Origin of the sequence: Streptomyces sp. NPDC007905 (genome assembly GCF_042959345.1) — a bacterium.
Lineage (GTDB): Bacteria > Actinomycetota > Actinomycetes > Streptomycetales > Streptomycetaceae > Streptomyces.
This window is the reverse complement of the sequence record NZ_JBIBKS010000007.1, coordinates 168,629-194,636: the sequence shown is the minus strand read 5'-3', so window position 1 is coordinate 194,636 and position 26,008 is coordinate 168,629. Positions and strand designations below refer to the sequence as shown.

At 70.4% G+C, this 26,008-nt stretch carries 24 protein-coding genes and 1 pseudogene; 18 read left to right on the top strand and 7 right to left on the bottom strand.

Features of this window, described 5'->3' with window-relative positions:
- Positions 1-15: 15 nt before the first annotated feature.
- Positions 16-855 carry an alpha/beta fold hydrolase gene (locus ACFZDC_RS14900; protein ID WP_391323781.1) on the bottom strand — a complete coding sequence of 280 codons (840 nt, stop codon included), beginning with the start codon at positions 853-855 and terminating at the stop codon, positions 16-18.
- 319 nt (positions 856-1,174) lie between these two features.
- Here ACFZDC_RS14900 and ACFZDC_RS14895 point away from each other — a divergent pair, with 319 nt between their 5' ends.
- From ACFZDC_RS14895 to ACFZDC_RS14860, 8 genes are all read left to right on the top strand, one after another.
- Positions 1,175-2,374: an acetyl-CoA C-acyltransferase gene (locus tag ACFZDC_RS14895; RefSeq protein ID WP_391323780.1), complete on the top strand. Its 1,200-nt coding sequence runs from the start codon at positions 1,175-1,177 to the stop codon at positions 2,372-2,374.
- Between the two features lie 144 nt (positions 2,375-2,518).
- On the top strand, positions 2,519-3,145 hold the full coding sequence (locus tag ACFZDC_RS14890) for an HAD-IA family hydrolase (protein ID WP_391323779.1): 627 nt from the start codon (positions 2,519-2,521) through the stop codon (positions 3,143-3,145).
- Between the two features lie 150 nt (positions 3,146-3,295).
- Entirely contained in the window at positions 3,296-4,819 is a 1,524-nt protein-coding gene (locus ACFZDC_RS14885) for an AMP-binding protein (protein WP_391323777.1), read from the top strand.
- Positions 4,820-4,997: 178 nt separating this feature from the next.
- On the top strand, positions 4,998-5,690 hold the full coding sequence (locus ACFZDC_RS14880) for a TetR family transcriptional regulator (protein ID WP_391323776.1): 693 nt from the start codon (positions 4,998-5,000) through the stop codon (positions 5,688-5,690).
- 441 nt (positions 5,691-6,131) lie between these two features.
- Positions 6,132-7,388 (top strand): acyl-CoA dehydrogenase family protein, encoded by a 1,257-nt coding sequence (locus ACFZDC_RS14875; protein ID WP_391323774.1) that lies wholly within the window; start codon positions 6,132-6,134, stop codon positions 7,386-7,388.
- 1 nt (position 7,389) lies between these two features.
- Entirely contained in the window at positions 7,390-8,172 is a 783-nt protein-coding gene (locus ACFZDC_RS14870) for a glucose 1-dehydrogenase (protein ID WP_391323772.1), read from the top strand.
- A gap of 357 nt (positions 8,173-8,529) precedes the next feature.
- Positions 8,530-8,985, top strand: a complete 456-nt coding sequence (locus tag ACFZDC_RS14865) for a hypothetical protein (protein ID WP_391323770.1) — start codon at positions 8,530-8,532, stop codon at positions 8,983-8,985.
- A 144-nt stretch (positions 8,986-9,129) separates the two neighbouring features.
- A complete protein-coding gene (locus tag ACFZDC_RS14860; protein ID WP_391323768.1) occupies positions 9,130-9,840 on the top strand; it encodes a DUF1275 family protein in 711 nt (236 codons plus the stop codon).
- A gap of 88 nt (positions 9,841-9,928) precedes the next feature.
- Here ACFZDC_RS14860 and ACFZDC_RS14855 read toward each other — a convergent pair whose 3' ends face one another.
- Both ACFZDC_RS14855 and ACFZDC_RS14850 read right to left on the bottom strand, forming a co-directional pair.
- Entirely contained in the window at positions 9,929-10,177 is a 249-nt protein-coding gene (locus ACFZDC_RS14855) for a hypothetical protein (RefSeq protein WP_391323766.1), read from the bottom strand.
- A gap of 178 nt (positions 10,178-10,355) precedes the next feature.
- Positions 10,356-11,288, bottom strand: coding sequence for a DUF5996 family protein (locus tag ACFZDC_RS14850; RefSeq protein WP_391324048.1), 933 nt, complete (start codon positions 11,286-11,288; stop codon positions 10,356-10,358).
- Between the two features lie 168 nt (positions 11,289-11,456).
- Between ACFZDC_RS14850 and ACFZDC_RS14845 the strand changes: the two genes are divergently transcribed.
- Positions 11,457-12,131, top strand: a complete 675-nt coding sequence (locus ACFZDC_RS14845; RefSeq protein WP_391323764.1) for an NmrA family NAD(P)-binding protein — start codon at positions 11,457-11,459, stop codon at positions 12,129-12,131.
- A 510-nt stretch (positions 12,132-12,641) separates the two neighbouring features.
- On the opposite strand, the gene ACFZDC_RS14840 is transcribed toward ACFZDC_RS14845, so the two are convergent.
- A complete protein-coding gene (locus tag ACFZDC_RS14840) occupies positions 12,642-13,850 on the bottom strand; it encodes a phospholipase D-like domain-containing protein (RefSeq protein ID WP_391323762.1) in 1,209 nt (402 codons plus the stop codon).
- Positions 13,851-14,061: 211 nt separating this feature from the next.
- Here ACFZDC_RS14840 and ACFZDC_RS14835 point away from each other — a divergent pair, with 211 nt between their 5' ends.
- From ACFZDC_RS14835 to ACFZDC_RS14815, 5 genes are all read left to right on the top strand, one after another.
- The gene (locus tag ACFZDC_RS14835; protein WP_391323760.1) at positions 14,062-15,885 is read left to right on the top strand and encodes a diacylglycerol kinase family protein; all 1,824 of its coding nucleotides are present in this window, start codon (positions 14,062-14,064) and stop codon (positions 15,883-15,885) included.
- Positions 15,886-16,839 carry a YhjD/YihY/BrkB family envelope integrity protein gene (locus ACFZDC_RS14830; RefSeq protein ID WP_391323758.1) on the top strand — a complete coding sequence of 318 codons (954 nt, stop codon included), beginning with the start codon at positions 15,886-15,888 and terminating at the stop codon, positions 16,837-16,839. It begins immediately after the preceding gene.
- Positions 16,840-17,622, top strand: a complete 783-nt coding sequence (locus ACFZDC_RS14825; RefSeq protein WP_391323756.1) for a phosphatase PAP2 family protein — start codon at positions 16,840-16,842, stop codon at positions 17,620-17,622.
- Between the two features lie 203 nt (positions 17,623-17,825).
- Entirely contained in the window at positions 17,826-18,275 is a 450-nt protein-coding gene (locus ACFZDC_RS14820) for a MarR family transcriptional regulator (RefSeq protein WP_391323754.1), read from the top strand.
- Between the two features lie 190 nt (positions 18,276-18,465).
- The gene (locus ACFZDC_RS14815; protein ID WP_391323752.1) at positions 18,466-19,308 is read left to right on the top strand and encodes a SigB/SigF/SigG family RNA polymerase sigma factor; all 843 of its coding nucleotides are present in this window, start codon (positions 18,466-18,468) and stop codon (positions 19,306-19,308) included.
- Positions 19,309-19,332: 24 nt separating this feature from the next.
- Here ACFZDC_RS14815 and ACFZDC_RS14810 read toward each other — a convergent pair.
- The 3 genes and pseudogenes from ACFZDC_RS14810 to ACFZDC_RS14800 all read right to left on the bottom strand — a co-directional run bounded on the left by ACFZDC_RS14810 (position 19,333) and on the right by ACFZDC_RS14800 (position 22,223).
- Positions 19,333-20,062: pseudogene (locus ACFZDC_RS14810) on the bottom strand (DinB family protein).
- Between the two features lie 197 nt (positions 20,063-20,259).
- Positions 20,260-20,931 (bottom strand): TetR family transcriptional regulator, encoded by a 672-nt coding sequence (locus ACFZDC_RS14805; protein ID WP_391323750.1) that lies wholly within the window; start codon positions 20,929-20,931, stop codon positions 20,260-20,262.
- The gene (locus ACFZDC_RS14800; protein ID WP_391323748.1) at positions 20,928-22,223 is read right to left on the bottom strand and encodes a helix-turn-helix domain-containing protein; all 1,296 of its coding nucleotides are present in this window, start codon (positions 22,221-22,223) and stop codon (positions 20,928-20,930) included. The genes ACFZDC_RS14805 and ACFZDC_RS14800 overlap by 4 nt, the downstream gene beginning before the upstream one ends.
- A 188-nt stretch (positions 22,224-22,411) precedes the next feature.
- Between ACFZDC_RS14800 and ACFZDC_RS14795 the strand changes: the two genes are divergently transcribed.
- The 4 genes from ACFZDC_RS14795 to ACFZDC_RS14780 are packed head-to-tail and all read left to right on the top strand — an operon-like array spanning position 22,412 to position 26,005.
- A complete protein-coding gene (locus tag ACFZDC_RS14795; RefSeq protein WP_361786561.1) occupies positions 22,412-23,170 on the top strand; it encodes an ABC transporter ATP-binding protein in 759 nt (252 codons plus the stop codon).
- Entirely contained in the window at positions 23,167-23,973 is an 807-nt protein-coding gene (locus ACFZDC_RS14790) for an ATP-binding cassette domain-containing protein (RefSeq protein ID WP_391323747.1), read from the top strand. Before ACFZDC_RS14795 ends, ACFZDC_RS14790 begins: the two co-directional genes overlap by 4 nt.
- A gap of 5 nt (positions 23,974-23,978) precedes the next feature.
- Positions 23,979-24,860 (top strand): branched-chain amino acid ABC transporter permease, encoded by an 882-nt coding sequence (locus ACFZDC_RS14785; RefSeq protein WP_391323745.1) that lies wholly within the window; start codon positions 23,979-23,981, stop codon positions 24,858-24,860.
- Positions 24,857-26,005: a branched-chain amino acid ABC transporter permease gene (locus tag ACFZDC_RS14780; protein ID WP_391323743.1), complete on the top strand. Its 1,149-nt coding sequence runs from the start codon at positions 24,857-24,859 to the stop codon at positions 26,003-26,005. Before ACFZDC_RS14785 ends, ACFZDC_RS14780 begins: the two co-directional genes overlap by 4 nt.
- Positions 26,006-26,008: the final 3 nt, after the last annotated feature.

Sequence of the window (26,008 nt, the reverse complement as noted above, 5' to 3'; positions counted from 1 at the left end):
GTATTCGCTGCGGGCTCAGTACTCGCCGTGCGCTCGCAGGTGTTCGAGCAGCAGACGGCTCAGCGTTTCGGGTGCCTCCTCGGGGACCCAGTGGCTGACGCCCTGGAGGGTCTCGAACCGGTAGGGCCCGTTGACCCACCGACCGGTCTCCTGGGCGGCGGCCGGGCCGAACGCGCTGTCCTCCGTGCTCCAGACGTACAGCGTGGGCACGTCGATGACGCCGATCGCGCCGTCGGGGCGGCCCGCCCGGTACCAGTTCAGCGCCGCGGTGAGAGCGCCCGGCTGGGACAGGTGGCACACGTAGGCCTCGGCACTGTGGTGCGGAACCTTTCCGGCGTAGAGGCTGCGAAGCTCTCGGGCATCGTGGGCAAGCATGCGCTCTTCGGTCGCGGGTGCTTCGCGCCAGTCGATCATGTAGCGGGAGCGTGTGCGCTGATCCCGGTCGGTGCGCAGGGTGCCGGCCAGTGCGCCGGGGTGCGGGGTCGAGACAACCGTCAACGTCCGTACGCGGCCGGGGTGGGTGTGAGCGGTCCACCAGGCCACCGCGCCTCCCCAGTCATGGCCGACCAGGTCGAACGCCGCCCAGCCCAGCTCCTCGCTGATCGCGACCACGTCGTCGACGAGAAGGCTGATGCGATAGTCCTCGGGCCGCTGGGGCCGGGCGCCGGGGGAGTACCCGCGCTGGTTCGGCGCCACCACCCGGTAGCCGTGCGAGGCCAACGCCGCGATCTGCCTTTGCCACACAAGCCCCGTCTGAGGGAAGCCGTGCAGCAGCAGCACCGGGCGGCCCCCGGGCGGGCCCGCCACGATCGCGTCGAATACCCGCGCACCTGTGGAGATGCCCAGCTGGATCACGATCCACCTCCCATACCGACTGGTCGGTACCCTTCAGGGAGGGAGGCGGACTGTCAAGCCCCGGAGCGGTGTCGCCCATCAGGTGAACTGTGGTTGAACCTGACGCCGAATTCAACTATAACCGACCGGGAGGCCGACTCCCGTCGCCCCCCGGTCATGGCTCATGTCCTCGGTCACCGTAAGAGACGCCCATGAGCCCGCGCCGCGCAGCAGTTGGCGCTCAGCACCGCCTATCAGCATCGATCCCGGCTCGCGGAGCCCTCAATTGCGGCCCCCGAAGCTCCCGGACACTCGGACCAACAGCGAACAGTGAGGCGACATGAGGGAAGCAGTCATCGTTTCGACGGCACGGACGCCGATCGGAAAGGCGTACCGCGGCGCGTTCAACGACACCCAGGCGCAGGAACTCGCCGCCCATGCCCTTTCGCACGCGGTGCGGCGCGCCGGGCTCGAGGGAGGTGAGGTTGAGGATGTGATCTTCGGCTGCTCCCTGCAGCAGGGGTCCACTGGTGGCAACGTCGCACGTCAGGCCACTCTTCGCGCCGGACTTCCGGACACCGTGTCGGGGATGTCGATCGACCGGCAGTGCTCGTCGGGCCTGATGGCCATTGCGACGGCCGCCAAGCAGATTGTCACGGACGGTATGCACGTCGCTGTCGGCGGCGGTGTCGAGTCGATCTCCTTGGTGCAGAACGACCACATGAACACCCACCGCATGGCGGATCCCTGGCTGGTCGAGCACAAGCCGAGCATCTACATGCCGATGTTGCAGACGGCTGAGATCGTGGCCGAACGCTACGGCGTGAGCCGGGAACGCCAGGACGAGTTCGCGCTGGTGTCACAGCAGCGCACCGCGGCGGCGCAGGAGGCCGGCCGGTTCGACCAGGAGATCGTCCCACTCACCAGCGTCAAGAAGGTGCTCGACAAGCACTCCGGGGAGGTGCGGAACGAGGAGGTCACCCTGACCCGGGACGAGGGCAACCGCGCGTCGACGACGCTCGAAGGCCTGGCCGGGTTGGCGCCGGTGCTGCCCAACGGTCAGGTGAGCAAGCTTTCCAGCGTGACGGCGGGCAACTCCTCGCAGTTGTCGGACGGCGCTTCGGCGGCGGTGCTGATGGAGGCGAAGGAGGCCGAGCGCCGCGGACTGGAACCGCTGGGCGTCTACCGGGGTATGACCGTTGCCGGTTGTGGGCCGGACGAGATGGGCATCGGTCCGGTGTTCGCCATTCCGAAACTGCTGAAGCAGCACAACCTCAGCATTGACGACATCGGCCTCTGGGAACTCAACGAGGCGTTCGCTTCCCAGGCGGTGTACTGCCGCGACGAACTGCACATCGACCCGGAGCGGTTCAACGTCAATGGTGGCGCGATCTCGGTCGGTCATCCGTACGGAATGACCGGTGCCCGGCTGGTGGGGCACGCCCTTGTCGAGGGCAAGCGGCGAGGCGTCCGGTATGTGGTGATCTCGATGTGTGTCGGCGGGGGCATGGGCGCAGCCGGACTGTTCGAGGTCTGCTGAGTTCCGCATCCCTGCTGGACGCAAGGACCGGCCGGGGCGCGGTACCAGGGGCACTTCATGAGAGCCGACGAAACATGGCTGCCGCCGCATGGTACGGCGGCAAGCCGACCGCGAGAGAGAGGCGTGGATACCGTGTCGAACGTGGTGGAAAATACCCGAACCGCGGTCCTGGTGGACTTCGGCGGGGTCCTCACCTCCAGTGTGTTGCGGGCCTTCACCGACTTCGGCGCCTCGCTCGGCGGCGACCCGCGCCTGCCGCTGGACCTCCTCGGCCGGGACCAGCCCTCACGCACCCTCCTGGCCGACCACGAGTGCGGCCGTATCGACGCCGAAACCTTCGAACGAGGATTCGCCGAACGCCTTCGCGCGCACGGCGCCGACGTACCGGCCGAGGGGCTCACGGCCCGGATGCAAGCGGGAATGTCGATCGACCAGGACATGCTCGCGCTGCTCGGTGACCTTCGAGCCGCCGGCCATCCCGTTGCGCTCGTATCCAATTCGTTCGGCACCGGCACCTACGACGGCGTCGACCTCGCCGCTGTTGCCGATGTGGTCGTCATCTCCGCCGAGGTCGGGATCCGCAAGCCCTCCCGGAGGATTTACGCGATCGCATGTGAACGCCTCGGCGTCGACCCCGAGGAGGCAGTCATGATCGACGATCTGCAGCAGAATCTCGACGGAGCGGCACGGATCGGTATCGGGGGCGTACTCCACACCTGCGCCGCCGACACCCGCCGCCAACTCGCAGAACGCTTCGGGATCACCGCCTGACCGATCGGTCGACCGATCGGCCGACCGGGGCAGCGGCGCCGGTCATCCGGCCACACCGTCAAAGGACCCTGTCGGGGCCGGGCCAGGTCAACTGATCGGCGAGGGAGATACCCGCGCCATCACCTCCTCACATCCCGGAAGGCATCATCCATGACCAGCGTTTTCGATCCTGTGTGCCGCCACGCGGCCGCCACTCCCGACAACATCGCGCTGCGCGGCGCCAGGGACCAGTGGACGTACCTCCAGTTGCGTGACGCGAGTGTGCGGTACGCGGGCGCCTTGGCCGCCGCGGGCCTGTCCCCCGGGGACCGGGTGCTGCTCGCGGCGCCGTCGGTGCCCGAGTTCGTGGTGGCCTACCTAGGGATTCAGGCCGCGGGCTGTGTCGTGGTGCCGGTCAACACGATGGTCACCCGGGCCGAGGCCGCGTACGTTCTCGGCGACGCCGGGTGCTCCTTGGCGATTACATGGCACGCCCTCGGCCCGGCCGTCGCGCAGGCGGCAGCGGCGCTTAAGGTGCCCGCTTGGACGCTGTCCCCGGGCGCATCGGTCACCGGAGCAATCCCTGCCCGCGTAGTGGAGCGGGACCGCGACGAGACCGCGGCCATCCTGTACACCTCGGGCACCACGGGGCGGCCGAAGGGGGCCCAACTCACTGTCGGGAACCTGTTGTCCGCCGGGGAGATCGGCGCCGAGTGCAGCCGCGCCTCGAGCTCCGACCGTACCGGAACCGGTCTCCCGTTGTTCCACGTGTTCGGCCAGGCATCGGTCATGATGGCGACCTTGACCGTGGGCGGCTCGATGTCGTTGCTGGCCCGATTCGACCCGGCGTCGATGCTGGACATGCTGCGCCGCGACCGGCTCACCATCATGGCCGGCGTGCCGACCATGTGGAACGCGCTGTTGCACGCGGCGGGTGATGCGAATCCGTCGGACTTCGCCGGGCTCCGTGTCGCCGTCTCCGGCGGCGCGTCGCTCCCCGGGGAGATCGCCCGAGCCTTCGAGGCCCGCTTCGGGTGCACCATCCTCGAAGGGTATGGGCTCACCGAGACCACCGCGTTCGGCACCTTCAACGACATCGACCGTGGCGGCAAGACCGGGTACACCGGCCGGGCAGTCCCGCGGCTGCAGGTTCAGGTGCGTGACGAGGACGGCCATGAGTGCCCGCCGGGTACCGTCGGCGAGGTGCACATCAAGGGATCCACGGTGATGCGCGGTTACTGGAACCGTCCCGAGGACACCGCCGCGGCAATCTCGGCCGACGGCTGGTTCCGGACCGGCGACCTCGGCACCTTCGACACGGAGGGCGACCTGCGCATCGTCGACCGTGTCAAGGACCTGATCATCCGCGGCGGTTACAACGTCTACCCCGGTGAGGTCGAGGAAGTTCTCTACGAGCATCCGGACATCGTCGAGGCAGCCGTGATCGGCGTTCCCGACGAGCACTACGGCGAGGAGGTCGCCGCGGTCATCGCCGCCCGGCCCGGTTCGGAAATCGGTGCCGCGGAGGTGTCGAGCTGGGCACGAGAGCGGCTGTCCGCCTACAAGATCCCGCGCATCGTCCGGTTCGTCGGCGAGCTGCCCAAGGGCCCGTCCGGGAAGATACTCAAGCGGTCCATCGACCGGACCGCTCTGACCCGCGACACGGCGCCCGGCGACATTGCCGCCTCCCAGTGAACTTCCCCGCTGAGGCGGACGAGAGGCAGTGGCCACGTGCGCTGACCGGCCGCACGGCCGGGATCCGATCCGTCCGCCGTGGACTTCGGAGAACCAGGACTCAACCGGCGCCGCCCGTGGGCCCCGGGCGCCTCGCAGGTTTGTGACTGTGGCGTCGGATTCAAGTACAGTTTCCGGGATGGACACCACTGCTCCCGAGGGGATCGACGGCGAGAAGGCACCGCCCATGGCGCCCCTCTCGCACCTTCGCGAGCCGCCTGCGACGAAGCGCGGTGCGCGGACACGAGCCGCTTTGGTGAAGGCCGCGCGGAAGGTGTTCGAACGGGACGGCTACCTCGACACCCGCCTGACCGACATCACCAAAGAGGCCCAATGCGCGGCGGGATCCTTTTACACGTACTTCGCCAACAAGGAAGAGGTGCTTGCCGCCGTCCTCCTGGAGGCGCAGGAGGACATGATGCACCCCGGCATGGGCCGGGTGCAGGGCACCGACGATCCCTATGCGGTACTCGAGGCGAGCAATCGCGCGTATCTCAAGGCGTACAAACGGAATGCGAAGCTGATGGCCCTGCTCGAGCAGGTCGCACAGGTGGAGCCGGAGTTCCGCAAGTTCCGCAGCCAGCGCGCTGACGCGTTCATCCGGCGCAATGCCCGCGGCATCGCCGACCTGCAGGCGCGGAGTGTCGCAGATCCTGAGCTCGATCCGATGATGGCCTCCCGTGCACTGTCGGGCATGGTCAGTGTCATGGCCTACAACGCCTTCGTGCTGGGCGAACGGCAAGCGGAGGATGCGCCGGTGGACTTCGAGGAGCTCGTCTCCACGGTCACCCGGCTCTGGGCGAACGCCCTGCGGTTCCCCGGCCACCGCTGATCCGCCTGCGGTTCCCCGGCCACCGCTGATCCGGCAGCCTGGCCCGGGACGAAGCCGGCCGCTCACGGGCATTCGACGACCCCGGGGCCGCATCGGCACGACCAGCGGGCGCGAGCGCACGCTCGAACGCTGCCGCATCGCACCCGGTAACCCCGGGTGCTTCTTTCCTCCTCGCCTTGAATCCGGCGACACCACCGTGATCTCCCCGTCCCGAGTTCAGTGGGCCGGGCGGCCTTCATCCGTGTTGTGCCGCGGCCACCTGTTGAACTTGACGTCGGATTCAATTATAAAAGTAGGGCAAGCGTACGGTCGCACCATCTGGTGGCCCGGGCGGAAGGCCTCGTGCCAGGCCTTCCGCGGGGTCTGACGGCGTCGAAGGCATGGCCAGTCACCTCGACAAGTGGCCGCCGACCGTTCCCTCCCCACCCGTCAGGAGTTCAGATGTCCCTGTTCGATATGTCGGACCGCGCCAGGAAATACCAAGCGGAGCTGCTCGAGTTCATGGATGCGCATGTCTACCCCGCTGAGGCGGTGTACCACGAGCAGATGCGCGCGTCGGGTGACCCGCACTTCCACCCGCCGATCATCGAGGAACTCAAGGCGGAGGCGCGGGGGCGCGGACTGTGGAACCTCTTCCACCCGCACCCGGAGTGGGGCCCCGGGCTGACGAACCTCGAGTACGCGCCGCTGGCGGAGATCATGGGGCGCAGTCACATCGCCTCCGAAGCGTGCAACTGCAACGCTCCCGACACCGGCAACATGGAGGTGCTCACGCTGTTCGGCAGCGACGAGCACAAGGAGAAGTACCTCAAGCCCCTGCTCGACGGGACGATGGCCTCGGCCTTCGCGATGACCGAGCCGCGCGTCGCCAGCTCCGACGCCACCAACATCGAGTTGCGGATGGAGCGCGACGGCGACGAGTACGTGCTCAACGGCCGCAAGTGGTTCGCGTCCAACGCCCTGCACCGCAACTGCAAGGTGCTCATCGTCATGGGGAAGACGGACCCCACCGCTGCTCCGCACCGCCAGCAGTCGATGATGGTCGTCCCGATCGACGCCTCCGGGGTCACGGTGATGCGCGGCCTGCCGGTGTTCGGCTACCAGGACCGTGAGGGACACGCCGAAATCGACTTCACCGACGTACGGGTGCCGGCCAAGGACGTTCTCAAGGGGGAGGGAGAGGGGTTCGCGATCAGCCAGGCCCGGCTCGGGCCCGGTCGTATCCACCACTGCATGCGGGCCATCGGCGCGGCCGAGCGGGCGCTGGAGCTGATGTGCCGGCGCGCGCAGTCACGGGTGACCTTCGGCAGTCCGGTTGCCGAACGGTCCAACATCCAGGACTGGATCGCGGAAGCGCGGATCGACATCGAGATGATCCGCCTGCTCACGCTCAAGGCCGCGTACCTGATGGACACGGTCGGGAACAAGGAGGCCCGCACCGAGATCGCGGCCATCAAGGTGGCCGCTCCGAACATCGCGTTGAAGATCATCGACCGTGCGATCCAGGTGCACGGAGCGGCAGGAGTGACCGAGGACTTCCCGCTGGCGATGATGTACGCGCAGCTGCGGACGCTGCGGCTCGCGGACGGTCCCGACGAGGTCCACAAGCGGGCCATCGCCAGGCACGAACTGCGGCAGTACCGCGACGGGGGCACCGGCACGGTCACCGCCGACGGCCACAAGGCAGTGGTGAACTGACATGACAGGACTGGATCTCACCGGTCGCACCGCCGTCGTCACGGGTGCCTCGCGCGGGATCGGGCTGGCGATCGCCCAGGCCATCGCCGCCGCCGGCGGAAACGTCGTCCTCACCTCCCGGTCCCAGGAGGCGGCCGACGCCGCCGCGGCCCAGGTCGGGGGCACGGCGGTCGGCGTCGGTGCGCACGCGGTCGACGAAGAAGCGGCCCGGCGCTGTGTCGACCTGACGCTCGAGCGCTTCGGAAGCCTGGACATCCTCGTCAACAACGCGGGAACCAACCCGGCCTTCGGGCCCGTCATCGACCAGGACCACGGCCGCTTCGCCAAGACCTTCGACGTGAACCTGTGGGCTCCCGTCCTGTGGACGGGTCTGGCCACGCGGGCCTGGATGGGCGAGCACGGCGGCGTGGTCGTCAACACCGCGTCGGTCGGCGGCATGGCCTTCGAGGCGAACATCGGGTTGTACAACGCGTCGAAGGCCGCACTGATCCACCTCACGAAACAACTGGCCCTGGAACTCTCGCCGAAGGTTCGCGTCAACGCGGTTGCACCGGGTGTGGTGCGCACGAAGCTGGCCGAGGCTCTGTGGAAGGAGCACGAGCAGGCCGTGTCCGACGCGACGGCACTCGGTCGCATAGGGGAGCCTGCCGACATCGCCTCGGCGGTCGCGTTTCTCGCATCGGACGCCGCGAGTTGGATCACCGGCGAGACGATGGTGATCGACGGCGGGCAACTCCTCGGTGACGCGCTCCCGTTCCGTCGAGGAGCCGGCACCGGTTCCTAGGTCCATGTGATCCGGCGTGTCGGTGAACCTACGGGGGGATCGCTGAGCGGCGGCTGCCGAGGGGCTGAAGAGCCCGCACGGCGGACGCCGGCGTCGGCACGCTGGATGGGCGGTCTCACCTACCCGAGGAGTCGACGAGCGTCTCCCAGGTACATGCCGTGGGCGTTGGTCGCGAACGGGGCCCCCGGCGCTTCCGAGTTGGTCCAGCGCGTACGCCGGTTCCGCCGGCGCGCGGTCGATGTCGGGCAGGTCCAGCGAGGCGAAGTGGCCCACGCCGGCGGGGCTCTGACGCCTGATAGGCAAGGGCGGCCCGCTGCAGGGGACATCACTGGCGCGCCGTGGGGGTACGGGCCTCGCGTGCGCCCGCCCGGTGTCCCGGCAGGCGTTCCCCCGGTCCGGGGCCGGTCCGCGTACGGCGCCCTGAGCTTCGCCGCGTTCAGCATCTTCTGGTCGACCACCGCCCTGCAGCTCAGCCGGGACCCGTTCCACTGCTCGCCCGCCGTCATCGGCCTGTTCGGACTCCTCGGCGCCGCCGGCGCGATGGCCGCCAACCTCACCGGCCGCGTCAAGCGGCACACCCATCCCATGCCCACCGCCGTCGCCGTCGTCCTCATCGCCGTCGCCTGCGCCGTGCTGTCGGCCGCCGGCCGCACCCTGGGCGGCATCATCGCGGGCGTGCCGGTCCTGGGCATCGGAGTGCGGGGCTGCACGTGCTCAACCAGCGCGTCGTCCACGACATCGACGCGGCGGCCCGTCCCTGCTGTGGGCCTGCACCTCCTTCGGCGGCAGGAAGCCGGTGCCAGTGGCCCGTGACCACGCGCCCCGACAAGGCCCACACGCGCCGAGCACGACTGTGCCCGCCCGGCGCGGACGCGGGTAGGCCGCGCCGCCCGGTACGTTCCGTGGTGCGGAGCTACGATTGCCCACCAGACGTTACGATCCCGGCCCGGGGGACGCGTGGAGCAGCAGGAGCAGTCGAAGATCAGCCCGGGACGGTCTCTGCGCATCGCCGTGGTGCTGCTGGTGGCGGCTTCCGGAGCCCTGGAATCCGTCTCCTTCCTGGGCCTTGACCGGGTCTTCGCGGGAGTCGTGACGAGCAACCTCGCGCTGCTGGGCATGGCCGGCGGCCGGGGCGAGGCCGCCGGTGTGACGGCGGCCGTGCTGGCGCTGGCCGGCTTCGGCGTGGGTGCGCTGGCCGTCGCCCGGTGCACCCGCGGCTGCCTCACGGCGGCCACCCACTGGCCCCGGCGCGTCATGGTGGTCCTCGGCGTCGAGGCGGCCCTCCTTGCCGTGGGCGCGCTGGTCTGGGGGCTCACCGGCGGCACGCCCGGCGAGGCGACCCGGGACGCCATGCAGTTCGGTGCCGCCCTCGCCATGGGAACGCAGTCCGCCGCCATGGTGGCCGCCGGGCGGGCCGCCGCGCCCACCACCTATCTGACCGGCACGCTGGCCACCTACATCGTCAAGGGCATCGGCACCGGCCGCCCGGGCGTCTGGGTACCGCTGCGGTTGGTCGGCCTCATCGTCGGCGCCGCCGTCTCCGCCGCGCTGCTGAAGGAGGCGCGCGCCTGGGCCGCGCTCCCGCCCGTGGCCCTGGTCCTGTGCGCGATCGCCATCGCCCGCGTACCGCTCGTCGCACGGCGTCACGACTCCACCGGCCCTACCTGATCGACCGCGGCCCCGGACCAGCCGGCTCCTGGGCATGGGGCGTGTCAGCCGTCCAGCGTTGCGACCGGGCTGTTGGACGCCTCCGCCGTCAGCACCGGGTGCCGTGACGAGCAGGCCCCGTCGGCCAGGACAGCCGGACCGTCCTGGTCTCGCCGGGCAGCAGCCACAGGTAGTCGTCGCTGTACAGCGTCGCCGGCACCCGGCGGCCGTGCGGGTCCTCCGGCAGCCAGAGGCGGACCATGGCGACCACCGCCGATCCCTGGTTGCGGATCACCGCCGTCAGCCCCCGGCGGTCACGGGAGCGCGACAGCCGGGTGATCCCGCCCGTCAGCCGCACCTGCTTCGCCTTGTTCGGATCCCGCAGTGCGGCGGCCTGGCGGTGGCGGTGTCCGCGACAGCTCCGTGCCCCGGGAGTCCATGTGATCTTCGCTTGTGACGAGCCGTTGTGGGCTTCGAGGGTGCGCTCCCGTGTCCGCAGCTTCCGACATCGCGAGCGCCTGGCCCGCGGGGTGCCCTCATCGCGGGTGACGGTCCGCCCTGCGCTCCTGCCACCGGTTCGGGTCCTCTTCCAGGGTCGGTCGGTCCCAGGCGCCGTGTTCCGCGGCAGCCTCGTAGGTCGTGTGCAGGAAGTCGGCCACCGCCCTGTCCGGGTCGGCAGCGGTGCGCACTGCCTCGTAGGGCAGGAGGAACTGGCCGTAGTCGGGGCTGTAGAACGCGTCGGCCGGGCTGATCGGATGGTCGGCGAAGCCATCCGGCTCGGGGTAGGCGTACGAGTAGAAGGCGCCTTCTTCACCGCCGCCGGGCCAGAACCCGCAGCTGCTCAACTCGCGGGAGTAGCCCTCCACCATCACCCAGTCACCGCAGTGCGGGGCGCCGCCGGGATGCGGCGGGGCCGTTCGTCCCGAGAACCTCGTGCAGGCCATGTCCATGGCGCCCCAGAAGAAGTGCACCGGGCTGACCTTGCCGACGAAGTATGAGCGGAACTCCCCCAGCACCCGGTTGGCCTGCAGCAACTGACGCCAGAACAGTTGTGCGGCGCTCGGGTCGTAGGAAGTGTGCCGGCGGTCTTCGTCGAAGGGGATCGCCGGGTCCACCTCGTTCGGATGTGCCTGGATCTTTGTCTCGATTCCCAGCTCGCCCAGGGCACGCATTGTCTCGCGGTAGAAGTCGGCCACCGGTCGGGGTTCCAGAGCCACGCTGCGGTCGGTGCCGTTGCTGCTGCGGACACGCAGCAGATGGTCGAGGAAGTCGAACTCGATGTCGAACACCCCCGAGCCGTAAGGGATCGCCGACGTCGTCAGGCCGCGCGGGGTGACGTACAAGGTGACCTGCCACCAGTGATTGACCAGCGGTGCGTGGGCCAGCCGGATCTTGCCCACGATCTGGGTCCACATGTGCAGGGTGTCCCGGGTCTCGGTCCAGTCGGCGACCCGCAGCTGCGGCCACATCGTCCGCGACACCTGGTGGGAAGCCCCGGCCACAGCGAGCTCCTTCCGGGACAATATGACAGATACTGACCACGGTGCCCTCGGTCGAAGAATCAGGCAACCCGGCATCGCAGGCACACCGATCAAGCGCCAGGGTCCCACTGGCGGCGGTGAGGCCCTGTGGAGTCGATGCGGAAGGACTTTTCAGCACGAGCCTTGACCAGCCGACCCTGGTACTCGGGGCAACCGGGGGACAGGGCGGGGCCGTCGTCAGCGCATTGCCTGTCCCGCGGTGCCGCCGTCCGCGGCCTGGTCCGCAACCCTCGATCCGCCTCGGCCAGGCGCCTGGCCGCCCAGGACGTCGAGGTCGTGGGCGGAGACCTCGAGGACCGAGAGTCCCTGGCCACGGCCATGCGGGGAGTAGCCGGTGTGTTTGCGATGACCACGCCCTCCGAGTCAGGACCGGCCGCCGAGATCTCACAAGGCCGATCCCTTCTCGCGGCCGCGCATCAGGCCCGTGTGCCACACCTGGTCTTCAGCTCCGTCGCGGGCGCCGATCGGGACACCGGCGTACCGCACTTCGAGACCAAGGCGGTCATCGAGCGGGAACTGGCCGCAGGCGATGTGCTCTATACGATCCTGGGGCCCGCCTACTTCTTCGACAACGCTCTCGGCGCGGAGGAGCGGCTCCGCCAGGGGATGCTCGATCTGCCTCTGCCACCGGACCGCCCCCTGCAGCAACTGGCGCGCCCCGACCTGGGCGGTTCGCCGCCGCTGTCCTCGCCGCACCCGACGCGTTCGTCGGTCGGCGCATCGAGCTCGCCGGCCACGCCCCCACGCCCGGTGACATGGCCGCCGTGTTGAGCGCGGCGCTCGGTGGGACCGTTCGGCACAACGAGGTGCAGCTCGACGAGATCGGCAACGACGACATGCGAGCGATGTGGGCGTTCCTGCGCAGCGTCGGCTAAGGCGTCGACCTGCCGGCGCTGCACGCCGCCCGCCCCGAACTGCGCTGGACGTCGTTCGCCGACTGGGCCCGAAGCACTTTCTCGACGGCACCCCGACAGGCTGCCTTCGCCGAGGACCCCGGGATGCGTGGGAACGTGCAGCAGCGTCCGCCCTGACGCCAACGGAGCGCGCCTCCGGCCTGGCCAAGGCGGTCCTGGATCTCCCGCACGCCGGAATCCCGTTCGGGCGGTACGGCCGCGCGGGCTGGAACCGGCCGGGCGCCCCTGCGGCGGCGGGCGTTCACCGGGGAGATTGCCCGGCGTCGGGGGACAGGGCGTCCCGGAGCCGGTCCGGAGCACCTCCCTCTGCCCCGTCGCCTCCCGGCCGCGGAGTCCTCCGTGGCCGGAGCGGACGGCGGCGGTTCCGTCAGAGGAAGCGTCGGATCGGGGTGACGGCGGCTTCCTTGGCGCGCTGGAGTACGGTCCGTCGTCTCCATCGGGCCAGGTCGATGTCCACGCTGCGCTTCAGGTCGGCTTCGTAGTCGCGGTCGAGTGAGGCGGTGAACGTCTCGTCCAGGACGGCGAGCATGACCTCTTCGTCGTGGTCCATGGACCGGCGGTTGAAGTTGGTGGATCCGATGAGGGTGGCAACCGAATCCACTGTGATGATCTTGGCGTGCATCATGGTCGGCTGGTACTGCCGGATGTGCACGCCTGCTTGCAGCAGACGGGTGTAGTGCTGCTGGCCGGCCAGCTGGCAGGCACGCTGGTCGGTGTAGGGACCGGGAAGCAGGATCTCCACGCATACGCCGCGTCGGGCGGTCTGGCACAGCAGGTCGATGAAGTAGGTGTCGGGGGCGAAGTACGCGGTGGTGAGGCGGAATCGTTCCTCGGCGGAGGTGAGCATGATCCGGATGAGGGTCTGCATGTCCTGCCAGCCGATGCTTGCGGAGCCGCGAACGACCTGAACGACCGACGTGCCGGCCTGCGGGTGCTCGGTGAAGCGGTCGCGGTCGTCGAAGAGTTCGTCGTGGCACTCGGCCCAGTTCTGCGCGAACGCGGCCGCGATACCGTCCACGGCCGGGCCGCTCACCCGGACATGGGTGTCGCGCCACTCGCCGGGGTCTCGGGCGTCACCGCACCATTCCTCCGCGATGCCGACGCCGCCGGTGAACGCGGTCTGCTCGTCGACGATGAGGGCCTTGCGATGACAGCGGTGGTTCTGTTTGAACGGCGACAGCCAGACGGGCTTGCGGAACCAGGCCACCTGCACACCCGCTGCCTCCATGAGGGCCAGCAGCTGCTGTTCGATCCTCTTGGCGCCGAAGCCGTCGAGCAGCAGCCGCACCCGCACGCCCGCGCGGGCGCGGTCGGCGAGGGCGACGGCGAAGTCGCGGGCGACCTGACCACGCCAGTACACGAACGTCATCATGTCGATCGTGTGCTGAGCCGAGCGGATCGCCCCGAGCATCGCGGGGAAGATCTCGTCGCCGTTGCGCAGGGGTAGCAGGTCGTTGCCCTCGGTGGCGGCAATGCCGATCAGTCGCTCCAGGCGGCGGCGCAGGCGCTGCTTGCGCGCTTCTGCCACGGGCACGCTGCCGCGAGCAAGGGGTGCCGGTATGCCGTCGAGGGTCACGCCGAATCTCCCGTTGGACCAATGAAGCCGGATCGTTGCGGGCTGCCGGACGAGCCCGAAGGAGCAGATGCCCGGCCGTCACCGCCTCACTCCCCGAATCCGCACCCGGGCGCGCCCGGCCTGCTCCTCGGCTGAGCGGGCATACGGCGGTGAGCCGGAGCGGACGACCTCCGGCACCACAACGCCGTCAAACGCTGTTCAGGGGGTACCGATGTCGACCGCCGTGCCGGAAAGACCTGCCGAGCTGCCCGGTGAGAGGTCCGGAGAAGAACCCCGCGCCGCCGGGGACGGCCGCGTCGCGATGCCGCGTGGAATCGGGTGGTCCGCCGGGTGGATCAGTGCGCTGACCGTCTGTCAGGCAGCGCTGATGGTGGGCCTCGGCCTGCTGATCACCGGCCCGGCCCGCGGCGCGTGGCCCATGACGGTCGAGGACCACGTCGACACGGGCTTCGAGCGGGCACGTACGGGCCTCCTCACCGCCTTGTCCTCGGTCGCGTCGGAGGCGGGCAACACCCTCACGGTGATCGCCATCACGCTCGTGAGCTGTCTTAGCCTGATCCTGATACCTCGGCTTCCGATGTGGCGACAGGCCGTCTTCCTCGCCCTCGCCGTGTCCTTGCAGTCACTGGTCTTCCTCGTCATCACGGTGGCGGTCGACCGCCACCGCCCGGACGTGCACCGTCTCGACGGCTCCTTGCCGACGTCCAGTTACACCTCCGGCCACACCGGCGCGGCCACCGCGCTCTACGGCGGCCTGGCGGTGCTGGCGCTGTCGCGGCTGCGCGGGCCCTGGCGCGGCGTCGTGGCCGGGCTGCTCCTCGTCATGCCCCTGGTCGTGGGCGTTGCCCGCCTCTACCGGGGGATGCACCACCCCACCGACGTCGTGGGCGGCCTGGTGAACGGCGGCCTGTCGCTGCTGATCGTGGGGCGCGCGGTACTCACCGACGGATTCGTGACTGCTCCCCCCGCCCGCTGCCGTCAGACTCCTGTCCGCCCCGCGACGCTCCGGGCGGACGACGGGAGTTCCACGACAGGGCCCAGCTCCGCAGCCGTGGCCGACCGCTCGACGCGGCTCCCCGGCCACACCGCCGTGATTTTCAATCCCACGGTCACCGACCAGGCCGACCTCGCCGCGCTGCGTCGGGTGCTGGAGCAACACGGCCATCCCGCATCGGCGTTCATCGAGACGACCCCCGACGACCCGGGCGGCGGACAGACAGCCGGCGCGGTCCGCGACGGCGCGGGACTCGTGGTGGTCTGCGGCGGCGACGGTACGCTCCGCGCGGCCGCCGACGCCCTGGCCGGCAGTGAGGTCCCGCTCGCCCTGGTGCCCTGCGGGACCGGCAACCTCCTCGCCCGCAACCTTGGCCTGCCGCCGGACCCGGCCGACGCGCTCGACGCCGCGCTGCGCGGCACGGCCCACCGCGTGGACCTCGGCCGTATGGAGGGCGACGGGCTGCCCCCCACACACTTTGCCGCCATGTCCGGCGCCGGTCTCGACGCCGCGATGGTGCAACGCGCCAACGCGAGCGATCGCATCAAGTCCCTGCTGGGCTGGCCCGCCTATGTGATCGCCGCCCTTCGCGTGCTCGGCACCCCGCGCATGGGGCTGAGTGTCCGCCTCGACGACGCGCCCGCCCTGCGCCGCACCGCTCGCATGGTGCTCGTCGGCAACATCGGCACCGTTCAGGGGGGTACGACGCTGCTCCCTGATGCCAGCCCGGACGACGGTCGGCTGAACCTGCTGATCCTGGACCCGCGCGGTCCGAGTGGCTGGATCGGTGCCGTATGGACGGTGCTGCGAGGCCGCACGACGACACCGCGGCCGGCCGCGGACACCGTCCGCGAGCGGGACGGCAAGGACGGCGTGCCCATGGAGTTCTTCACCTTCCGGCGTGCCGAGTTCACCTTCGACGCCCCGCAGCCCCGGGAACTGGACGGTGATCCAGTGGCTCCCGGACGTCGCCTGACCGTAGAGGTGAGGCCGGGCGCCCTGACGGTGATGCTGCCCGCACGGCCCGCACGGGGGAAGTGAATGGGTACCGCCACGAAGGTTCCCGAGACACGTGACATGAGCGGAGAGGAACTGTCCGCCGACGAGGCGTGGGCAGCACTGCGCCGCTACGGCGGCTGGTCCCTGTTGCGGGACGCCTTCATCCGTTTCCGTTACGCCGATGGCTTCAGCCACTCCCGAGCCCTCGCTCTGCAGACGGTGCTGGCCGTCGTGCCCCTGGCCATCGCCTTCGTGGGCCTGTCGACCAGCCTGCACACCGAAAACGTCGGCAAAATGGCGGAACTGACGATCCACCGGATCGCCCAGGGCCCCAGCGCCGACGTCGTCGACGACGCGCTCGACCGCAGCCGGCGCAAGGCGGGCGACGGCGCCGCGGTCGCCCTCTGGCTCGGTGCCGCCTTTTCCCTGGTCAACGTCACCACCGCCATGTGCCAGATCGAGCGGGGCGCCAACCGGATCTACGGCAACGAACGCGACCGCCCCTTCCATCTCAAGTACCTGCGCGGCCTGGTGATGTCCGTCAGCGCAGGGCTCCCGCTCGGCCTCGGGTTCGTCGTCATGGTCGCCGGCGACGACCTCGCCTCGGCGGCGGTGACCGTCTACCACCTCAGGGGCAGCGCCCAGCAGGCCTGGGACATCCTGCGCTGGCCCTTCGGGCTGCTGCTCGCGCTCATCTCCGCGAGCGCCGTCTTCCGCCGCTCACCCCGTCGTAAGCAACCCGGCTACACCTGGCTGGCCTTCGGCGCGGCCGTGTACCTGGTGCTGTGGATGACACTGACCTGGCTGCTCAGCCTCTACCTGAACATCAGCGGCTCGTTCGACACCGTCTACGGGCCCCTGAGCGCCTTCATGTCCTTGCTGCTGTGGGCCTACCTGACATCCATCGCCCTGTTCCTGGGGCTGTCCTTCGCCGCACAGCTGGAAGCAGCGCGCGGCCGGCGTCCCGGCCCCGTCCAAGCCGATCCAGGAGTCTGAATGGTCACGTGGGCCGCCCTGCGGCACCTTCGCGAGCGTCGCCTGCGGGCGGACCGCAGATTCGGCGTACGGCTGCTCGCCTCAGCCGCCGTCGCTGCCGTGACCGCGGTGTGCTTCGGGCTGCTCTTGATCCTGGTCGAGGGCCAGTGGGGGCCCTTGCGGCGGCTGGACTCGGCGGCCGCCCAACGCCTGCACACGGTCGCCCTCCACCACCCGGCGTGGACCGGCACGCTCCGCCTGCTGTCCGACCGGGTGTGGGATCCCGTCACCCTGCGCGCGGCTGTCGCGGTGCTGACCCTCTGGCTGTTGTACCGCAAGGCGTGGCGCCTGGCGGCCTGGGCGGCGGTGACCGCTGTGGCCGGCGGGCTCATCGGGCTGCTGGTCAAGGCTGTGGTGGAGCGGGCCAGACCCGCTCTGCAGGACCCGGTGGCGCACGCCCCGGGCTACTCCTTCCCGTCCGGCCACGCGATGACGGCCACCACGTCCTTCGCGATTCTCCTGCTGGTATTGCTGCCGCTCGTACCGCGGGCCTGCCGGGTGCCGTGCTGGTGCGTCGCCGTGTGCTCCGTACTCGGCGTCGGCTTCACCAGGGTTGCCCTCGGCGTGCACTGGTTCAGCGACGTCCTGGGCGGGTGGCTCCTCGGCCTGGCCGTCGTCGCCCTTACCGCCTGGGCCTTCGAGGCATGGCGCGCCGACGTTGGTCGAAGCCGCACCCCGGTGAGTGAGGGACTGGAACCCGAACTCACTGAAACCAGCCCCGAACCGGGCATATCGCCCCGATAGGGGCGCGCACCCGGCAGACCGTCGGAGAAGGTCACCGGAGCCCTACGGGATCGTCCCGGACCCGTCACCCGGATGGCCGACCAACGAGGCGCTGTATTCCCCCACTGCCCCAGGTCAGAGGCGTTTCGAACGAGCGGGCGGGGCTGACGCGCCGTCGGGTGGGTATGCCCGTGTACTCAACGGCATCAAGGAAGGGGAAAGCCATGTCAGTGCATCCCGAACCTGCCGAAGCGACGCCGGCGGCAGAACGCGTCGCCGAATCGATGATCGAGTTGTGGCAGCGGGCACACGAAGACGTCGCCCCGACGATTTCCCACGAGCAGATGCGCGCCCTGCTCGCCCTGGAGAACGAGCCGGCCGGCCCGGGCAGGATTGCCAGGCACCTCGGCGTCAGCCCCGCGTCGATGACGAGATTGTTCGACCTGCTGGAGCAGCGCACACTGGTACGCCGTGTCCCGTCCGGGGAGTTCCGCCTCACCGGTGCCGGAAAGTGTGTACTGGAGGCGACGCGTCAACGCCGCCGGCAGCTTCTGGAACAGACACTGGTGACGGCCCCGCTGCCGGACCGCCCCGTGTTGCGCGACGCCTTCGACCAACTGTACGGGGTGGTCGGCCCGTTGGCCCGGGTGCCGCGCAGCCGCTCGCCACTGTGACGGAGGCTCCTCAGCGCCTCGCGCAGAGCCCCCCACCCTTGCCGACCGGTCGGCAGGGCATCGCCGAACACCGGCACGGTCACCACGACTCGGACATGCCCGGGCATGCCGGCTGTGACTCGGGGTAGACGTCCGGTCGTCGGCCACTGCGCCGACGGAGACTACGTTGACCGATCGCGAGGGGCGCATCATGACGACGACGACCGTGCAGGCTGCTGGGCCGGCCACCGACCTGCCGGAGATCGCGGACCCGTCCAAGGTCGCGCCCAAGGACGCCCGGGAGTTGTCCAGGCTGTTCTTCGACCAGCTGGCGGTGCTCGAGGAAGGGACGGCCGAGCACCAGTACGCGCGCAACACGCTGATAGAGATGAACATGTCCCTGGTCCGGTTCGCGGCCGGCCGGTTCCGCAGCCGCGGTCCGGAGGAGATGGAGGACATCGTCCAGGTCGGCATGATCGGCCTGATCAAGGCCATCGACCGGTTCGAACTGTCTCGCGAGGTGGAGTTCACTTCCTTCGCCGTGCCCTACATCGTCGGTGAGATCAAGCGTTTCTTCCGCGACACTTCCTGGGCCGTGCACGTGCCGCGCCGGCTGCAGGAGGCCCGCGTGCAGCTGGCCCGCGCCACCGAGGAACTGCGCAGCCGGCTGGGGCGGACCCCGACCACCAGGGAACTGGCCGAGCTGATGAGCCTGCCGGAGGACGAGGTCGTCGAGGCCCGGCTGGCCTCCAACGGCTACAAGTCGGCCTCCCTGGACGCGGCGATCAGCGGCAGCGAGGACGGCGAAGCCGCGCTCGCGGACTTCGTCGGCGAGGAGGACGCCGCCCTCGGGCTGGTCGAGGACTTCCACGCCCTCGCACCGATGATCGCCGAACTCGACGAACGCGACCGGAAGATCATCCACTGGCGGTTCGTCGAGGAACTCACCCAGAAGGAGATCGGCGAACGCCTGCAGGTCTCGCAGATGCACGTGTCCCGTCTGATCACGCGCCTGCTGGCCCGGCTGCGCGAGGGCATGCTCAGCACCCAGTGAAGCACCCTCGCGGCGCGGCCGGGCCTACCCGGGCGTGGGGAAGCGGGCCTGCCACAGGTCGCGGAACAAGGCGATCTCGGCCGTGTGTGGATGAATTCGAGGTGGGTCGCCGACAGCACGCCGACGTAGGGGTGGTCGGAGTCGTTGCTGTACGGGTATCGCGAGAAGCCGACCGTGTCGAGTTGCTCGTCGGTGACGGTGACGGTGACGGCCGCGACGTGTCGCGCCGGCGGTCGATCACCGCCCAGAACCGCTCGAGCGCCAGGGCGGCGGAGGGGGTGAAGGCGACCAGCGGCTCCGGCTCCTGCCGCCGTTCACCGCAGGTCCACTCCCATCCGCCCGCGAAGGGGAAGTGCAGGTGCCCCAGCCGCCACGCGATGGTCGTGACCGGCGTTTCGTCCGGATCCGGCGCACCGGTGTGGGCGAGGATCTGCTCGACCCGCTCGACACCGGCGCTCCAGTCATCGGCGATCCTGTCGACGGTCATGCCGTCGGCGGCCTGCCGGGCGACCTCGGCGTACTCGTTCGCCGGGAGGTCCGGGACGCCCAGGTCGAGCACCCACTAGGCCGGCCCGAAACCACTCGGCGTCGCCGCCTCGCCCCGGCGCCGGAGCGACCAGCAACCGGGCACCGGCTCCCACAGGTACTCCTCGTCACCGAGCCCCGCCAGCCGCACCTGGGCCATCGCCCTGGCGGGGTCGAACTGGTCGAGCAGCAAGCCCAAACGGCCGGTCCGCGCGCCCTCGGTGTCCACGCCCGGCATGTGCCGGTGCGCCTCGTATCTCGCCGTGCTCAGGCGGAAGTTGACGGTTACACCTCACCCCGCGCGACCGATTTCTCCGCCCACGACGTGGTGCAGCACCCTGCCGTGCGCCGGGTCGAAGTCGCGCAGCCTCCGCCGGCCGGCAGCCCGGTGTCGTGGCGGCCGGCGGCCGCGACGGCCCAGGTGCGTCAGCCGGGCGGTGCCGACAGATGGACCAGGATGCCGCACACCTCGTCCACGATCTCCCGGGCCTCCGTCTCGTCCTCGCATTCGCCCAGCTCGCGCGCCGCCCCTCCGATGACGGTGGTCAGCACGCTGACCCGGACCCGGCCGGCGCGTCGCCGCTCGTCCACCTCCAGGAGCCGGGCGTTGCGCCGTACCCAAGCGCGGTCCCACTGGCGGCGCAGCGTGTCGAAGCCCGCGGGGTTGTCGTCCTCCGCGAGGAGCCTGCCGAGCCGCCGGTTGTCCCAGACGCCCTCCAGGTACGCCCTGGCTCCCGCCACGAAGAGGGCGAGGGGGTCGTCCACGCCACGGCTGCGCTCGGCGGTCAGCGTGGCCGCGGTCCGGTGCTCCTGCTCCTCCCGGAACTCCTCCCACAGGGCGAGATAGAGGCCGCGTTTTCCGCCGTAGTGCTGGAAGAGGGCGCCTGCCGGAATGCCGGAGCGCGCCGCGATCTCGGTGAGCCCGGCGTCGGTGTAACCGCGCTCGGTGAACACCTCCAGTGCGGCGTCCAGCAGCGCACGCCGGACCGTTCGGTCCTGTCCGGCGTGCCCCTCCGGCAGGCCCATGCCTTCTGGCCCGCCCGGCAGCCCACGGGCCGCCCCGGTCCCGGCGGACTCCGACTCCACGATGCCGCTCACTGGCAATCCCCACCATCTCCGGCGCCGTCGCGGATGGCGAGGGCGACCAGTAGTTCCAGAAGGTCGGCGATCCGGCGCGGATTGCGGCCGGTGCGTTCCTCGATCCGGCGCAACCGGTAGTGCGCCGTGTTGTGGTGCACCCGCAGCCGGTCGGCGGCCAGCCGCAGATTGAGGTCCGCCTCCGCGAAGGCCCGTATGGTGGCGGCCAGCGTGTCGCCCCGTCTGCGGTCCTCCTCCAGCAGCACCCGCACGCGGGGATCGACCAACTGCCGGGCGAGGTCGTCGGCGCGCAGCGCCAGGTAGTCGAACGGGGACAGCCGCGGCAGTGCCGCCACCCCGCCCCCGCCCGGCACCAGGTCGAGGGCGGCACGCGCCTCCGCGTAGGCGCGCGGCAGTTCGGATGCGCCCTGGGCGACCGTACTGATCCCCATGGAGAGCATGGTCCCGCCCCGCGCGAGCCGCTGCTGCACGGCCTCGAAGTGGGCGCAGATGTCCTCCGCGTTCATGCCGGCCCGGACCACGGGCACGGCCACCACCTCGCCGTGGCGCACGACCACCAGGGTCCTGCCGGCCCAGGGCCCGGCGACGCTGATCGACGCGCTGGTGGCATACCCGTTCTCGGCCGAGGTGAGGTCCCCGGTGCGCGTGTCGCCGACGCACACCGCCACGACCGCCATCATCGGCGAGCGCGGTCCGATGCCGTACGCCTGTGCCGCGGCGCACAGCGGACCGCGCGTCGGTGCCACGCCGGCCAGGAGCTGGTCCAGGAGATCCCGGCGCTCCCGGTCCGCGTCCGCCACCACATGCTGCTGGTACTCGATGTAGGCCTGTGCGGCGTGGGTGCTGGCGTAGTCGACGTACCGCATCAGGGGCGTGACGAGGGACAGCGCGGCCTGCTGGGCCTCGGCGGACGTGCCCGCGCAGTCGAGCAGCGCGTCCCACAGCACCTGCCGGCCGACCCGGAAGGCACTGATCCAGTCCTCCAGGGCGAACCCCGCGCGTGCTCGGCGCATGGCTGCCCCGCGGCTGAAGACCAGGTCTTCGGCAGCCATGTCGCGGTCGCCGGCCAGCGCCGCCAGTTGCATCCGGTAGTGCTCGAGCACCTGCTCCCGTACCTCGTCGAAGAACCGCTCGTCCTGCAGCGCGTACGACGGGATCTCCGCGCGCATCACCTCGACGGCGGTCTCCGCCACCTCCTCGACCCGGTCGTGGACGGCGTGCAGGATCCGCCACCGCTGGCGGCGGAGAGGTTCGGAGAGCTGAGGAGCGCCCAAGGCGGGACCGCGAGGCATGGCGCCGATCGTCGCCGCCCGCCTCGTGCTCCGTCAACAGGCTCGGCGTGAGACATCTCCCCGCACCTGTGCGCGGCGCACAGTTCGGCGACCGAGAAGTTGGGTGCTCACACCCAATGTGCGCCTGGAACGCCCCCACCTACTGTGACGCTCGCCCACCCCCCAGCACCTCGGAAGGGGCGTCACTCATGCTCGCGGTCGACGGTATCACCGTGCGCTTCGGCGGGATCACGGCACTGGACGGTGTCGCGTTCACCGTTGAGCCGGACACCGCCGTGGGGCTCATCGGTCCGAACGGAGCCGGTAAGACCACCTTGTTCAACTGCCTCACCAGGCGCTGCACCCCCGATGCGGGAACGGTGCAGTTCGAGGGTGAGGACCTGCTCGCCCTTCCGCCGCACGCCGTGGCCGGGCGCGGCATCGCCCGCACCTTCCAGAACCTCGGCCTGTTCCCGCGGCTCACGGTCCGGGAGAACGTCATGGTCGGCGCCCACAGCCGGGGGCGCACCGGACACCTCGCCGCGGCGCTCCGGCTGCCCCGCGTCCGGCGGGAGGAGAGGGAACTACGTGACCAGGCGGACGACCTGCTACGGCGGCTCGACCTGGCGGACGTCGCCGACCACCCCGCCTCCGGCCTGCCGTTCGGCACGCTCAAACGGGTCGAACTCGCCCGGGCGCTCGCGGTACGGCCCCGACTGCTGCTGCTCGACGAACCCGTCAACGGGCTCAGCCACGGCGAGGTCGATCAATTCGCGGATCTGGTCCGGTCGGTGCGCCAGGACTTCGACCTCACCCTCGTGGTCGTGGAACACCACATGGGGTTCGTGATGGGCCTGTGCGACAAGGTGGTCTGCCTCGACTTCGGCCGCAAGATCGCCGACGGCTCACCGGAGGACATCCAGCGCGACCCCGCGGTCATCGAGGCGTACCTGGGGGTGGCCGCATGAGCGAGCCCACCACCGACCGCACCGAGGCCGTGGCGAGTGCGGAGCCGGGCTTCCTGAAGGTCTCCGGCCTGCACGCCGGATACGGCCAGGCCCGTGTGCTCCAGGGCCTCGACCTCTCCGTCGCCCGCGGTGAGGTGTGCGCGATCCTCGGACCCAACGGCGCGGGCAAGACCACGACGCTGCGGGCGCTGTGCGGCATGGTCCGCGGCCGCGGCTCGGTCACCCTGAGCGGTGCGGAGCTGCTGGGCCGCTCGCCCGAGCAGGCAGCCCGGCTCGGGGTGGCACACGTGCCCGAGGGCCGGGGCACCTTCAACGACCTGACCGTCGAGGAGAACCTGCGCATCGGCGCCCACCTGCGCACCGGTCGCCTGCAGCGGGGCCGTGCCGACCGCGCGGCGGTGGCGGCCGACCTGGAGCGGATCTACGGCTACTTCCCCAAGCTGCGCCAGCGGTCGGGTCAGGCCGCAGGCAGCCTCAGCGGAGGGGAGCAGCAGATGGTCGCCATCGGCAGGGCGCTGATGCTGAGGCCCTCGCTGCTGCTCCTGGACGAGCCGTCGCTCGGGCTCGCGCCGCTGGTCACCCGTGAGCTGTTCGAAATCGTCCGTGCCGTCAACGAGGAGGAAGGCACCACCGTGGTCGTCGTCGAGCAGAACGCCCAGCTCGCGCTGGACATCGCGCACCGGGCGCACGTATTGGAGGCCGGCCGCCTGGTGCTGTCCGGACCGGCCGCACAGATCCGCGAGGACGGGCAGGTCGCCGAGGTGTACCTCGGTGTCTCCGTCCACTCCCGCAAGGCCGGGTGAGCGCCGTGACCGATCTTCTCCAGCAAGTGGTGGAAGGACTGGGCTCCGGCGCGGTGTACGCCAGCCTGGCGCTGGCCCTGGTGCTGATCCACCGGTTCACGGGGATCGTCAACTTCGCGCAGGGTGAGCTGGCCATGCTCTCCACGTACGTCGCCTGGCAACTGGTGGCGTCCGGGATGCCGTTCTGGCTGGCGCTGCCGGTCACCCTCGCGGTGTCCTTCGCCGGCGGCATGCTGGTCGAGCGGATCGTCATCCGTCCCGTGCAGGGCGCGCCCGAGCTGACGGTGGTCATCGTCACGGTCGGCCTGTTCATCTTCGTCAACGCGTTGGCGGGCCTGATCTGGTCGTTCACCGTGAAGGACTTCCCGCAGCCGTTCCCCGACGGCGGGATCGACCTGTCGGGGGTGCGTGTGGACTGGTCGACGCTCGGCATCATCGGCGTGGTGGCCGTCGTGATGGGGCTGCTGTACCTGCTGTTCCAGCACACCTCTGCCGGCCTGGTGATGCGGGCGGTCGCCTGCAACCCGGCCTCCGCCCGGCTGTCGGGCATCCGGGTGGGCCGGGTTCTGATGCTCGGCTGGGGGCTGGCCGCGACGGTGGGCGCGGTGTCGGGCGTGCTCGTCGCCCCGGTGCTGTTCCTGGAGCCCAACATGATGGGCGGAGTGCTGATCTACGCGTTCGCCGCGGCCACCCTCGGGGGCTTCGACAGCCCGGTCGGTGCGGTCGTCGGCGGCCTGTTCGTCGGCGTCGCCGAGACGCTGACCGGGGCGTACGTGGACGTCATCGGTGAGGACCTGAAGGTGGGCGTACCGCTGGTGATCATCCTGGCCGTGCTGCTGGTGCGGCCCCAGGGCCTCTTCGGACGGGCGGCGGTGGAGCGCGCATGAGCACGATCACAACGGCACTCGGCACCGACCGGGCCCGGCGGCTGCGGGCCGCGCTCACCCTGCTGCTCGCGGCGCTGGCCGCCGCCGGCGCACCGTTCTACTTCGCCCCCTTCCAGGTCTTCCAGCTGACCATGGTGCTCCTGTACGCCGTCGCGCTGTCCGGCCTGAACTTGCTGGTCGGCTACGGCGGGCAGATCTCGCTCGGGCACGGCGCGTTCTTCGCGGCCGGGGCCTACACGGCGGCGGTCATGCTCGACCGGTACGACACCGGCCACCTGGCCACGCTGCCGGTCGCGGCCGCCGGATGCTTCCTGCTGGGCCTCGGGTTCGGAGTACCCGCGCTGCGGCTGAGTGGGCTGTACCTGGCGCTGGTCACCCTCTCGTTCGCGGTGTTCCTGCCGCCGTTGCTCAAGCGGCTCGAACCGGTGACGGGCGGCTCCATGGGCCTGACCGTGGACAAGCTGCAGCCGCCGGCGTGGAGCGGGCTGGCCGAGGACCAGTGGCTGTACTTCGTCGTCCTCGCCGTCACCGCGGTGGTCCTGCTGCTCGCCCGCAACCTGCTGCGGTCCCGGGTCGGCCGGGCACTGCTCGCCGTGCGGGACAACGAGAGCGCCGCCGAGGTCATGGGCGTGCGGCTGTCGCTGCACAAGACCCTCGCCTTCGCGTGGAGCGCGATGTTCGCGGGTGTTGCCGGGTGTCTGTACACCTGGGTGATCGGCTTCGTCTCACCCGACTCCTTCAGCTTCGTTCTGTCCATCACCCTGCTGGCCGGCCTGGTGGTCGGGGGGCTCGCCTCGCTGTACGGACCCCTGCTGGGCGCGGCGTTCGTGATGTACGTGCCGAGCGTGTCCCAGGACCTCAGCGACGCGGCACCGGGAGTGGTGTTCGGCCTGCTGATCATCGTGGTGATGTTCGTGGCCCCGACAGGACTGGCCGGTCTGCCCGGCCGTATCCGGAGCGCTGTCGCCCGTCGCCCGATCCGCACCACCGCTGCCGTCGACCAGACGCCCGAGGCCGAGCCCGCACCCGATGAGGTGCCGGAGTCCCAGGCCGAATCCATACCCCCGGCGACCCTCACTTCTGCGGACCCCGCAGTTGCCGACGCCGAACCCGTGGGCGCCTCGCCCCGCACGGAAAAGGAATGAATC